A 12,568-nucleotide genomic window follows, 5' to 3' on the forward strand; every position below is an offset into this window, starting at 1 on the left:
GTCCGCCTACTTCACCACCGCTTCGATCCAGACGGCGATCCTTTGCGCCAGAAACGCCGTGGTCGATGGCGACAGCGCGTCGCCGGCAATGACGTGATTGTCCGGGTCGCCGGTGTCGTCGACCGAAACCAGTTCATGCGGCGCACCCCAGCGCCCGGCAATCTCGCGGGTGCGGTCGGCCCACACCACTTTGTCCGAATCAGAAAAGATGAACAAAGCAGGGATGGTCGCCTTCTCCACCGGCGCGCCATAGGCAAGCTCGGTCAGCGCCTGCATCGGCAAGGTTGCTTCGATCGGATAGCGGGTGGTCCAGAATTTTTCATGCAGCGCGTTGCGCGGCACGAAGCTGTGTTCCTTGCCGGCGACCAGCCTGGCGATCTGTTTGCCCCACGGCATGGTCAGGATCTCGGCGCCCGAAGCCTTGACGCCGAAATTCGGCGAGATGAACGCGATCGCCGCCACCCCGTCCGATGCACCGGACTGCGTTGCCGCCCAGACCGCCAGCGAGCCGCCGGTCGAAGTCGAGATGACGATCACCTTGTCGCCGATCGCCCGGCCAATGGCGAGTGCTTCCTCATAGTCGTTGATCCAGGCGTTGATGCTGCCTTGCGTCATCGCCGCGCCATCCTGCCCGTGACCGGTAAGGCGTGTGTAGAAGAGATTGGCGTCAAGCTGTTCCGCCACTTCGTCGGGCAGCGAGCGGATTTCGCCCTTCGATGCGGAAAAGCCGTGGATGTAGACGATCGACAGCGGGGTCGTGGCATGCACCAACGGATCGGCCCAGACGATCTCTTTTTCCAGCCCGTCACGGATTCCGGGGATGGCGGCTTCCGCCTTTGCCACATAGGCCTGCGGATCGTCAGCGATGAGCGAGGGATCGAAACGGATAGTGGTGTCGACGCGAACGCGCGGGCCGAGCACGAAGGCCAGTGCGAGAATGGCGATAAGGCCCAGCACAGCAAGCACGATCCGTCGCCCCATCGCAGACTCCACGCAGCACTTGCCTCAACCATGGCGACGGCGGCCCGAAACGGTGAGCCTGCCAATTTCGCCGGCGTCCTATTCGATCGGGGGCTTGCGGTCGTAATGCAGCGGCCGCGCCTTCCAACTGGTCATCAGGCTGATAAACCCTCTGCACAGCGGCCTCGGCAGCAGGCCGAGCAGTTTCAGGGGCCAGCTGGTCCGGCGCGGGAAATGGACTTCGAAGCCGCCCGACTTGATGCCCCGCGCCATGCGGCGCGATGCGCGGCTGACCGGCATCAGTCCCGGCATGGGCAGCATGTTCTTCTCGGTCAGCGGGGTGTCGATGAAGCCGGGATTGAACACCTGGATACGCACGTTCATCTTGTCGAAATCATACTTCAGCGACTCGGCCAGAATGTTGATGGCCGCCTTGGTGCCGCCATAGGCGGCCGTTGTCGGCCAGCCGAAATAGGATGTCACCGAGCCGACCAGCACGACATGGCCGCGCGCCCGCACACGCATGCGTTCGACCGCGGGCACGAGGCCGTTGATGATGCCGAAATAATTGACCTCGAAGGACCGCCGAAAGTCGTTGACGACAAGATTCTCCCCCGGCGTCGAAATGTAGTTCCCTGCATTGAAGATGGCGAGCACGATGGGACCGAGTTCCTTCTCGATCGCGGCGACGGTTCTTGCCATGCGCGGCTCGTCGGTGACATCGCAAGGAAAGGCCGTGACACTGCCCGGCATCTGCGCGGTCTCGACGACAAGCGTGTCGATCGGATCGTCGTCAAGCGCCGTCACCGCGACGGCATAGCCCTGGGAAGCAAGATCCCTGGCCAGCGCACGGCCGATGCCGCTTGAGCCGCCCGTGATCCAGGCGACGCCGTGCTTCGGGTTAGCCCGGTAGAGTGTCATGCTGCGCCCTGTCGACTTGTTGGTGCTTTGCTCTAGCGGTGAAGAAATCGAATGAAAAGCCGCTTTTCAACGTCAGCCGGAAATGAACAGTGGCGCAAGAGGCCAGCCTCGGGAAGCGCCGACGCAACAACAGCACTGCAAATGCGACTGGACCAGACAAATTCTTGCCTTGAAACCGCAGCTTCGGGTTTCTAGGGTTTCGGCGCACCTACACAAGGAATCCTGAATGCCCCGTTCTGTGATCGACGCGATCGGCAACACGCCTCTGATCCGCCTCAACAAAGCTTCGGAACAAACCGGTTGCGAGATCCTGGGCAAGGCCGAATTCATGAATCCGGGCCAGTCGGTCAAGGATCGCGCGGGCCTGTTCATCATCCGCGACGCCGAGAAGCGCGGGCTGCTGAAGCCCGGCGGTGTGATCGTCGAGGGAACGGCGGGCAATACCGGCATCGGGCTGACGTTGGTCGCCAAGGCGCTCGGCTATCGCACCGTCATCGTCATCCCGGACACACAGAGCCAGGAGAAGAAGGACACGATCAAACTGCTCGGCGCCGAACTGATCGAAGTGCCGGCCGTGCCCTACAGGAATCCCAACAATTACGTGAAACTGTCGGGGCGGTTGGCCGAGCAACTGGCAAAGACAGAACCGAACGGCGCCATCTGGGCCAACCAGTTCGACAATGTCGCCAACCGTGACGGCCATATCCGCACCACGGCGGAGGAAATCTGGAACCAGACCGGCGGCAAGGTCGACGGCTTTGTCTCGGCGGTCGGTTCGGGCGGCACGCTGGCCGGCGTCGCCTCCGGACTGAAAGCCAAAAGCCGGGATGTGAAGATCGCGCTCGCCGATCCGCTGGGGGCCGCGCTCTATTCTTTCTACACCAGCGGCGAGCTGAAGTCCGAAGGCAGCTCGATCACCGAAGGCATCGGGCAGGGGCGAATCACCGCCAATCTCGAAGGGTTCACGCCGGATTTTTCATTCCAGATCCCCGATGAGGATGCGCTGCCGATCGTCTTCGACCTGATCCAGGAAGAAGGCCTTTGCGTCGGCGGCTCGACCGGCATCAACATTGCCGGCGCGATCCGTCTGGCCAGGGAATTAGGCCCCGGCCACACCATCGTGACCATCCTTTGCGATTACGGCACGCGCTATCAATCAAAACTGTTCAACCCGGAATTCCTGCGCGAGAAGCAGCTGCCGGTGCCAGGCTGGATGGAGCTGAAGAGCACAATTCCGGTGCCGTTCGAAAAGGTCGCGTGATGGCAAACAGGACGGACGCCCTGTTTCGCGACGATGCCTATCTGCGGACGGCGGACGCGACAGTCGTTGCTGTGAACGATCGCGGCGGTATCATCCTCGACCGGACGATCTTCTACGCCACTTCGGGTGGCCAGCCGGGTGACACCGGATATCTCGAACGCGGCGATGGTAGCCGCATCGCCATTGCCGCCACCCTCACCGGTGAGACCAAGGACGAGATCATCCATGTGCCGGCGCCGGAGCAGGCGGTTCCGCAGCCCGGCGAGGCGGTGAGGCTGGCCATCGACTGGGAGCGGCGGCATCTCTTGATGCGCATGCACGCGGCTTGCCACCTGCTCACCGTCGTCTGCCCGTTCCCGATCACCGGTGCCTCGGTTTCCGAGGACGACAGCCGTGTCGATTTCGACGCTCCGGATGCCGGCTTCACCAAGGAGGACGTCACTGCCGGGCTGATGGACCTGGTGCGGGCCGATCATCCGATCTTTGTCAGGCTGATCAGTGACGAGGATCTGGCTGCCAATCCCGGCCTAGTGAAATCCAAGAACGTTCGGCCGCCGGTCGGCACCGGCAAGATCCGCCTGGTCTGTATCGGCGACAACGCCTCGGTGGACAGCCAGCCCTGCGGCGGCACCCATGTAAAGAGCACCGGCGAAGTCGGCGAAATCCACATCGGCAAGATCGAGAAGAAGGGCCGCGAGAACCGGCGCTTCCGCATCCGCTTTGGGCCGATGTCGGCAAACTGAACAGGACAGTGATCGCCAAAAAAGCGAGCAGGAGAACAAAATGGCCGAGGACAGCCCCTTCACCGTCGACGCAGACTGGCTGCAGCAACGTCTCGGCGAGCCGGGCCTGACGATCATCGACGCATCCTGGTATCTCCCGGCGCAGAAGCGCGATGCGCGCGGCGAGTATGAGTCGGCCCACATCCCGGGCGCACGATTTCTCGATCAGGATGCCGTTTCGGACCCGGATTCGCCCCTGCCGCATACCTTGCCGTCGCCGCAGCATTTTGCCCAGTATGTCGGCGCCATGGGTGTTTCGGCCGATGACACCATCGTCGTCTATGATGGTCCGGGTTTCTTCTCGGCGCCCCGGGCGTGGTGGATGTTCCGGGTGATGGGCGTCTTCCAGACCTATATTCTGGATGGCGGCTTCGATGGCTGGAAAGCCGCCGGCAGGCCGGTGACGGCTGAGCCGACCAAGATCGCGCCAAGCGTGTTTCATGCCGATTTCGACCCCGGGCGCGTCGCCAGCCTCGCCGACATGCGCCGGATCGTCGACACCAGGGCAAGCCAGATCGCCGACGCCCGGGGGCCGGGCCGGTTCACCGGCACTGAACCTGAGCCGCGCGCGGGTATCCGCTCCGGCCATATGCCTGGCGCGCGCAATCTGCCCTATTCGGCGCTGTCGGAAAATGGCGAGCTGTTGTCGAAGGACCGCCTGCGCAAGGTGATCGAGGAGGCCGGCATCGATCTGTCGAAACCTGTCGTCACTTCATGCGGCTCCGGTATTACCGCGGCGGTGGTGACGCTGGCGCTGGAAACGCTTGGCCATACGAACAACAGGCTTTACGACGGCTCCTGGACGGAGTGGGGCGGGCTTTCCGACACGCCTGTGGTGACCGGCAAGGAATGAAGACGATGGAAAACGGCACGCTGGAAGACATTGACGTCACGGTGACGTTCCTCGAGATGCATGTGCCGCCGGCCTATTCGCCGCCTGTGCCGTATAACCGTCAGGTCGCGCTGCTGAAGACCAAGGACATTCCGCTGCATTTCTACCGCTATCTGATGGACCGGGTGGGGCGCAAATGGCACTGGGTCAATGTGCTGAGACTGGATGACGACGAGCTTTCGGCCGGCATCCATCGCGAGGACCGCGACATCAGGGTGCTCTACCTCGATGGCGCCCCCGCCGGCTTCTTTGACCTCAAGCCGCATCTGCCGGAAGAAGTCGAGCTCGCCTATTTCGGCATGATGGAACATGCGACCGGGCAAGGCATCGGCCGCTGGTTCCTGGGCTCCGCGATCGCCGCCGCATGGTCGCATGGGCCGAAGCGGGTGACGGTGCAGACCTGCACGCTCGATCATCCGGCGGCTCTGCCGCTCTACCAGAAGCTCGGCTTCGCACCGGTGGCGCAAAAGAGGGAAATCGTCCATCCGCTGCCTTTCACCGAGCGCGCGGCCAGCGTCATGCGGCCCTAGCCGGAAGCTAATACCAGCTCGAATCTGAACCCGTCGTTCATCGGCCCTTCAGGCTGTTTTTGGCATGTTGCCGGCACCATCAATGCGGCCAAGGCCGAAGGAGACGAAGACATGCTGACCCGCCGTACACTTGCCGCCGCGCTGATCGCGGCAATTGCCATGCCAAGCCTGGCCGCAGCCCAGGCGACAACGCCTTCGGCCGCGACGATCGAGCGGAAGCTCGAGGCGGCGCCGCGTGTGAAATTGCGGCCGAACGAGCGCGTCACCATCCGCGAATTCAAGCGGCGCCCGGATTTGCGCCGCATGGCCCGCTCGATCGATATCCAGTCGATCAACTTCGCCTTCGGTTCGGCGGCCATTTCCAGTTCGCAATACGACAAGATCGAGACCATTGCCGACGCGCTGCGGCGCATCCTGCGCCGCGATCGCGGCGCCCGCGTGCTGATCGAGGGCCATACCGACGCCGTCGGCTCCTTCCAGTCGAACCAGGCCCTGTCCGAACAGCGCGCCGCTTCGCTGAAGCGCACGCTGGTGCGCGAATTCGGCGTGCCGGGTCATGCTCTCGAGACAGTCGGCTATGGCGAGGAGTTTTTGCTGGTGCAGACGCAGACCGAAAACTGGCAGAATCGCCGGGTGACGCTGCGCCGCTTCGACGATTTCATCCGTTGAGCCGCAGCTCCGACGGGACTTGATGAGAGCCGATCGCCGAGGGGCGACCGGCTCTTCGACATTTGGCAGGAATCGGGTGGGCGGCGAGGGTTCAAGGACATAATTTCCAGTCACGACGCCGGAGATTTTTCCATGACCATCCAGTTCAAAGCTTTGCCGACCGAAGATGTCAGGACGTTGCAGCGCGGTGGCATCGATGCTTATGGCCAAATGCCCGAGCGAAAGATCTCCGACGGTGACGGCATGCCTTGCCGTCATTGCTTGAAGAACATAGGAGCCGGCGACGCCTACCTTGTTCTGGCATACAGGCCATTCCCGGGGCTTCAGCCCTATGCCGAAACCGGGCCGATCTTCCTGCATGCCGAGGAATGCGATGGTGCCGCTGAGAGCGGGGCGCTGCCCGAGGTTCTCGATAGCCCTGACTACATCGTGCGCGGCTATGGCAGGGATGATCGTATCGTCTATGGCAGCGGCGGCGTCATCCCGACCACGGCAATTGCTGCACGGGCCGAGACGCTGTTCGAACGCGACGAGATCGCCTACGTCCATGTCCGTTCGGCGCGCAACAATTGCTACCAGTGCCGCATCGAGCGCGCTTGAGGCTGAGATTAGCCCCTGGAAACAGTTGTCGTACTCCCGTCGCATATTCGCGATAGAAAGCCATTGTCGATCGATTTGCCGACCACGGATGAACCGGCGGTAAATCTCGACATCGAGGAAGCGGGGCTTTGGCTCCGCTTTTTTGTTGCGCGGGGGTATTCCGCGCAACAAAAAAGCCCGCGGGCATGGCCGACGGGCTGCAACTGTTTGGCTGGAGGGCCTTTTAGTTGAACTTGTACTTCGCGCCGAGACCCACGGTGTGGAAAGAGGAAGTCGCGGTAAGGGTGTCGTCAGGTGCGCCGAATTCCGAAGAAAAGTCCTTCTTGGCGAACTGCGAATAGCGATATTCGAGACCGACGGTAACGTTGCTGGACAGAGCCGTTTCAAGGCCGCCACCAACCGAGAAACCGCTGGAACCCCAGTCGAGAATGTCGCCGATCGGATCGGAAGCGTTCAGATCGAAATGCTGCCAGCTATAGCCGGCAAGCGCATAGGCAAGGGTCGATTCGTTCATCTTCATGCCGACGCGGCCCAACACATCGAACCCATAGTCGGTATCGACGTTGATCGATCCGCCGCCGAGCTCCAGTTCGGAAGTCATGCCGGAGTAGCGTGCATCGACCATGACGCCTGCGACCCAGCTGCCGAAGTCATGATCGTAGCCGACGTTCAGTTCACCAAAGGCACCTTCGCCACCGAGACCATTGAATTCCAGGTCGCCGAGCGGCGGAACGTTGATCTGATGCACGGATGCACCGGCGCCACCAGCGCCGCCGATGTAGAAGCCGGTCCAGTTGTAGGCTGGCGTCTCGAAGGCAGCACCGCCGCCGTTCTGCGCACCGAAACGGTAATTGGCTGCGATCTGGAAGGTATGGCGCGAGGTGTCAAGATTGAGGAGACCGTCCGGAACTCCGACAAGGCCAGCGTCGGAAAGAAGATCGTCCTTGGTCCCGAAGCGCGTATAGCGATACTCAGTCTTGATCGTCCAATTGCTGTTGATGGCCGTTTCGATGCCACCTCCGACAAAATACCCGCTTTGATCCCAATCAAAGTCGAAGCCGGCGTTCGTATCGAGCTTGTACTTCTGCCAGGAATAGCCACCCAGCACGTAACCCAGAGTGTTCGGCGTCAAGAGGTAGCCGAGACGCAGGCCAGCGTCGAAACCGTAGGTTTCCTTGATCGAAGCGTCGAACCCCGTAATGTCCAGCGTGGTCCCGATGTTGCCGACGTGAGCGTCCAGCAGACCTCCGATGAGGAACCGGGGCGAGACCATATAGTCATAGCCAACCGTCAGCTCACCATAGACGCCTTCGCCACCAATGCCGTTCAGCGAGATTGGAATAAAATCGCTGCCGAGCTTGTGTACGTTGGCACCGGCACCGACGCCAAAACCAACGTAGAGGCCGCTCCAGTTAAAGCCGGCAGCTTCTTCTACCGGTTGCACGACGTCAGCTGCATGAGCAGCAGACATCAAAGCTACAGCAGAAATAGCACCAAGAAGAAAAGATTTCGCGGATGTGCGAATGAACATATGCCCGTACCCCAATGAATAAACCCAGAATGTCTCTAGCAGGGAGTCGGCCGGTACGGGAATGACAAATATGCAACAATGATGAGCAAAGTGCCGTTGCGTCACGTGGTTCGACACCAAGCTTTGCCTGAAAAACAGGCTCGCAAGAAAAAAACCGCCGGCTTGGAACCGGCGGGCTGGATTGAAAGGAGCTGTTTTCGCGAAAAATCAGGCGGCAAGAACGGCTTTCGGCTCGACCAGTTCGTAGCCGAGCGCCTCGGCGACTGCCCGGTTGGTGATCTTGCCTTTATGGACATTGAGGCCGTTGCGCAGGTGATGATCGTCGACCAGCGCCTTCAGGCCCTTGTCGGCAAGCTGCAGGCCATAGTGCAGCGTCGCGTTGTTGAGCGCGTGGGCCGAAGTGACCGGCACGGCACCCGGCATGTTGGCGACGCAATAGTGGATGACGCCGTCGACCTCATAGGTCGGCTCGGCATGAGTGGTGGCGTGCGAAGTCTCGAAGCAGCCGCCCTGGTCGATGGCGACGTCGACCAGCACCGAGCCTTTCTTCATGCCCGACAGCATTTCGCGCGAAACCAGTTTTGGCGCCGCGGCACCCGGGATCAGCACCGCGCCGACGACGATGTCTGCCGAAAAGCACTCTTCCTCCAGCGCCTCGACAGTCGAGTAACGGGTGTGGACGCGGCCGGCGAAGAGGTCGTCGAGCTGGCGCAGGCGCGGGATCGAGCGGTCGATGATGGTGACGTCGGCGCCAAGGCCGGCCGCCATCCTGGCCGCGTGCAGGCCGACGACGCCACCGCCGAGCACGGTGACCTTGCCGGGCAGCACGCCGGGCACGCCACCCAGCAGCACACCGCGGCCGCCATTGGCCTTCTGCAGCGCCGTGGCACCGGCCTGGATCGACAGACGTCCGGCAACTTCCGACATCGGCGCCAGCAGCGGCAGGCCGCCACGGTCGTCGGTCACAGTCTCGTAGGCGATTGCCGTCACGCCGGACGCAAGCAGGCCCTTGGTCTGCTCCGGATCCGGCGCCAGGTGGAGGTAGGTGTACAGGATCTGGCCTTCGCGAAGCTGCGCCCATTCGCTGGGCTGCGGTTCCTTGACCTTGACGATCATGTCCGACCTGGCGAACACCTCGGCGGCCGTCTTGGCAATCGTGGCGCCGGCGGCGCGATAGGCGTTGTCATCGGCGCCGATGCCGGCCCCGGCGCCGGTCTCGACCAGCACTTCGTGGCCATGGGCGACATATTCGCGGACCGAGCCGGGAGTGAGGCCGACGCGGTATTCGTGGTTCTTGATTTCCTTGGGGCAGCCGACGCGCATTTTCTTCTCCTGATCCGGCCCTTTGGGCTCGTTCCCTGTATGGATGGAGTGAACCACGAATCGTTGCGCAGGTGTTTGCGAATGCGCTTGCGCCAACCGGCCGGTTTCGATAATCGTTGCGCGAAATAACAAGATATTCGCAGGATTCACGAATAATGACGCTCGACAGGATTGATATCGCCATTCTTGAGGCATTGCAGAAGGATGGCAGGATACCCAACGCGGCACTTGCCGAAAAGGTCGGCCTATCGCAGTCGGCCTGTTCGCGCCGGCTCGACAATCTGGAGAAATCCGGAACCATCCGTGGCTATCATGCCCGGCTTTCCAATACAGCACTTGGCCACCAGATGACGGCGATCGTGCACATATCGCTGTCGGGACAGTTCGAGAAGACTCTGTCGGATTTCGAGGCGGCGATCAAACGCTGCCCGAACGTGCTGTCCTGCCATCTGATGTCGGGCGAATATGACTACATCCTGAGGATCGCGGCCAAGGATCTCGTCGACTATGAGCGAATCCACAAGGAATGGCTGTCGGCGATGCCGCATGTGACCAAGATCAATTCGTCGTTCGCCTTGCGTGAGATCGTCGACCGTACGGCCATGGGCATGAAGCCGGAGATGGCCTAGTTCCTCGACACAGAAGTTCTGACGGGTCGCTGCATAGACAAACCACCTGCCTTCGATTTGCGGAAACGGGCGTCACTTCGTCATCCACGGGCGGAGCAAGGAGTGTAGCGACGCAGCGCAGACCCGAGGATCCATGCCGCGACTTCAAAGCGTCACTACGGTGCAGAGTTCTGCTCGGCTGCATTCCTTGGTCAAGGTCACGGCATGGATCCTCGGGTCTCCGCGACGGAGCTTCGCTCCTGCTTCGCCCGTGGATGACGAAGGTGGGTGCCTTGGGTCAATCCCGAATGCCTCTGCGATCCATCGAGACGAACCATGACAACCTGGCTGCTGACAGGCCGCTAACCACCCTGTGGGGCCTGGGCTAGCTGACCGCCGTTACCACCCGATCCATCGGGATATCGTGCGGCTGCGGGTAGATGGTCGCGATGCGCTGCAATTCGTAGCCGACGCCGATGACCAGCGGCTTGAACGGCATCGCTGCCAGCGTACGGTCGAAGAAACCGCCGCCATACCCCAGGCGGTAGTTCTGGGGATCGATGCCGACGATCGGCGAGATGACGATGTCCGGCAGCACCGGATCGCCCTCGGCCGGGATCGGGATGTTCCAGACACCTTTCTCCAGCCGGTCGCCCGCTTTGTAGACGCGGAAGATCAGCGGCTGCCCCTTCTCGATGACGATGGGCAGGGCGGTGCGGCCGCCGCGTTCGTTTATGGACGCCATCCAAGGCCGCAAATCCGGCTCGCCACGAAACGGCCAATAGAGACTGACCATGCGCCCGGCGATCTCGCCGATCATCGCGTCGAGGCTTTCCGCAATGCTTTGCGACATTACCGTTCGGGCGTCGGCCGAAACAGCAAGACGCGCGGCGATCAGGCGTTCGCGCTCGGCTTTGCGCCAGCGTCTCACATCGGTCCAGTCGCTCGAAGGCGCACGGAATTGCGGATCGAGTTCGTGCATGAAACAGGGCGGCGAAGAATATTGCGCCGGAGCATCGTCGTCACGATCGTTGGCCATGCCTCACCTCATCGCGTGTTCGATGACGCTATACCTCGCGATACGATACAACATGTGCATTCACGACATGCAACGACGAGTCTCGGGCACTGTCCATCTGTTGTTGCATTGCACAAAAATACCTACATCCAGGACAGGCAATCTTGCTATCGGGGTGAACGAAATGAACGAAGCTAGGCATCATGTCGTCGTTGTCGGCGCGGGTTTCGGCGGCCTCGAGTTCACCCGTGCACTTGCTGGCGCGCCGGTCCGTATCACCATGATCGACAAGCGCAACCATCACCTCTTCCAGCCGCTGCTCTACCAGGTGGCGACGACGGCGCTGGCCACTTCCGAGATTGCCTGGCCGATCCGCCACCTCCTGCGCAAGCGCAAGGATGTGACGACGCTGCTCGCCAATGTCACCGGTGTCGACCGCGCCGGCAAGCGCGTGCTGCTCGATGACGGCAGCGCGGTCGCCTACGACACGCTGGTGCTCGCCACCGGTGCCCGCCACGCCTATTTCGGCCATGACGAATGGGAACCGTTCGCACCTGGCCTGAAGACGTTGGAGGACGCCACCACCATTCGGCGCCGCATTCTCCTGGCCTTCGAACAGGCCGAGCGGGAGACCGATCCCGCCAAACGCCAGGCGTTGCTGACCATTGCGATCGTCGGCGGCGGACCGACCGGCGTCGAGCTTGCCGGCACCATCGTCGAGCTGGCGCATGACACGCTGCGCGGCGAATTCCGCAACATCGACACGCGGCAGACGCGCGTGGTGCTGATCGAGGCCGGCGACCGCATTCTGGCCAATTTCGCACTGAAACTTTCCGACTATGCCAGCAAAGCGCTCGAGCGGCTCGGCGTGACGGTCGAGCTCGGCCGGGCCGTCACGCGCTGCGACGCCGAAGGTGTTGTGTTTGGCGATAAGCAACTGGCAGCCCGAACGATCCTGTGGGCAGCCGGCGTTGCCGCTTCGCCAGCCGCTGAATGGCTGGGAGCGAAGGCGGACCGCGCGGGCAGGGTGCTGGTCGAGCCTGACCTCAGCGTGCCCGGCAGCCCGGAGATCTTTGTCATCGGCGACGCCGCTCATGTGCTGCGGCCGGACGGGCGGCCGGTTCCCGGCGTGGCGCCTTCCGCCAAACAGGAGGGCCGACATGTTGCGGCCACCATCAAGGCCAGGCTCGGCGGCGACACGACCGCGCGTCCTTTCCACTACAGGCATGCCGGCGATCTGGCGACGATCGGCAAACGCGCCGCTGCCATCGATTTCGGCTGGATCAAGCTCACCGGCTGGCTCGCCTGGTGGCTGTGGGGAGTGGCGCACATCTATTTCCTGATCGGCTTTCGCAACCGGCTTGCGGTTTCGCTGAGCTGGCTATGGATCTACGCGACGGGGCAACGTAGCGCGCGGCTGATCACCCAGGGCGACGACAAGGGCTGATTTCTTCGCCCCGATCGTTCATGCGC

General features: G+C 62.1%; 13 protein-coding genes. 8 read left to right on the forward strand and 5 right to left on the reverse strand.

Going from position 1 to position 12,568, the window contains the following annotated elements; genetic code table 11:
• Nucleotides 1-6 precede the first annotated feature (6 nt).
• Both NKH06_RS14310 and NKH06_RS14315 read right to left on the reverse strand, forming a co-directional pair.
• Nucleotides 7-981 (reverse strand): alpha/beta hydrolase, encoded by a 975-nt coding sequence (locus tag NKH06_RS14310; RefSeq protein ID WP_352865919.1) that lies wholly within the window; start codon nt 979-981, stop codon nt 7-9.
• A 78-nt stretch (nt 982-1,059) separates the two neighbouring features.
• Nucleotides 1,060-1,881 carry an SDR family oxidoreductase gene (locus tag NKH06_RS14315; protein WP_023812065.1) on the reverse strand — a complete coding sequence of 274 codons (822 nt, stop codon included), beginning with the start codon at nt 1,879-1,881 and terminating at the stop codon, nt 1,060-1,062.
• 226 nt (nt 1,882-2,107) lie between these two features.
• On the opposite strand from NKH06_RS14315, the gene NKH06_RS14320 reads away from it, so the two are divergent.
• The 6 genes from NKH06_RS14320 (at nt 2,108) to NKH06_RS14345 (ending at nt 6,615) form a co-directional block, all read left to right on the forward strand.
• Nucleotides 2,108-3,142 (forward strand): cysteine synthase A, encoded by a 1,035-nt coding sequence (locus NKH06_RS14320; protein ID WP_023812064.1) that lies wholly within the window; start codon nt 2,108-2,110, stop codon nt 3,140-3,142.
• Entirely contained in the window at nt 3,142-3,885 is a 744-nt protein-coding gene (locus tag NKH06_RS14325) for an alanyl-tRNA editing protein (RefSeq protein ID WP_023812063.1), read from the forward strand. Before NKH06_RS14320 ends, NKH06_RS14325 begins: the two co-directional genes overlap by 1 nt.
• 40 nt (nt 3,886-3,925) lie before the next feature.
• Entirely contained in the window at nt 3,926-4,777 is an 852-nt protein-coding gene (gene sseA / locus NKH06_RS14330; protein WP_023812062.1) for a 3-mercaptopyruvate sulfurtransferase, read from the forward strand.
• 5 nt (nt 4,778-4,782) lie between these two features.
• A complete protein-coding gene (locus tag NKH06_RS14335) occupies nt 4,783-5,346 on the forward strand; it encodes a GNAT family N-acetyltransferase (protein WP_023812061.1) in 564 nt (187 codons plus the stop codon).
• A gap of 111 nt (nt 5,347-5,457) precedes the next feature.
• Nucleotides 5,458-6,015 (forward strand): OmpA family protein, encoded by a 558-nt coding sequence (locus tag NKH06_RS14340; protein WP_023812060.1) that lies wholly within the window; start codon nt 5,458-5,460, stop codon nt 6,013-6,015.
• A gap of 132 nt (nt 6,016-6,147) precedes the next feature.
• Entirely contained in the window at nt 6,148-6,615 is a 468-nt protein-coding gene (locus NKH06_RS14345; protein ID WP_023812059.1) for a DUF1203 domain-containing protein, read from the forward strand.
• A gap of 223 nt (nt 6,616-6,838) precedes the next feature.
• Here the strand turns inward: NKH06_RS14345 and NKH06_RS14350 are convergent, their stop codons facing one another.
• Together NKH06_RS14350 and ald are read right to left on the reverse strand one after the other, a co-directional pair.
• On the reverse strand, nt 6,839-8,146 hold the full coding sequence (locus tag NKH06_RS14350; RefSeq protein WP_352775246.1) for an outer membrane protein: 1,308 nt from the start codon (nt 8,144-8,146) through the stop codon (nt 6,839-6,841).
• Between the two features lie 207 nt (nt 8,147-8,353).
• Entirely contained in the window at nt 8,354-9,469 is a 1,116-nt protein-coding gene (gene ald, locus NKH06_RS14355) for an alanine dehydrogenase (protein WP_023812057.1), read from the reverse strand.
• A 155-nt stretch (nt 9,470-9,624) separates the two neighbouring features.
• On the opposite strand from ald, the gene NKH06_RS14360 reads away from it, so the two are divergent.
• Nucleotides 9,625-10,098 carry an Lrp/AsnC family transcriptional regulator gene (locus tag NKH06_RS14360; protein WP_023812056.1) on the forward strand — a complete coding sequence of 158 codons (474 nt, stop codon included), beginning with the start codon at nt 9,625-9,627 and terminating at the stop codon, nt 10,096-10,098.
• Between the two features lie 364 nt (nt 10,099-10,462).
• On the opposite strand, the gene NKH06_RS14365 is transcribed toward NKH06_RS14360, so the two are convergent.
• Nucleotides 10,463-11,116, reverse strand: coding sequence for a 5-formyltetrahydrofolate cyclo-ligase (locus NKH06_RS14365; protein ID WP_128304443.1), 654 nt, complete (start codon nt 11,114-11,116; stop codon nt 10,463-10,465).
• Between the two features lie 163 nt (nt 11,117-11,279).
• Here NKH06_RS14365 and NKH06_RS14370 point away from each other — a divergent pair, with 163 nt between their 5' ends.
• Nucleotides 11,280-12,542: an NAD(P)/FAD-dependent oxidoreductase gene (locus NKH06_RS14370; protein ID WP_352775229.1), complete on the forward strand. Its 1,263-nt coding sequence runs from the start codon at nt 11,280-11,282 to the stop codon at nt 12,540-12,542.
• The last annotated feature ends 26 nt before the right edge of the window (nt 12,543-12,568 follow it).

Source organism: Mesorhizobium sp. M1342 (genome assembly GCF_040317955.1).
Lineage (GTDB): Bacteria > Pseudomonadota > Alphaproteobacteria > Rhizobiales > Rhizobiaceae > Mesorhizobium.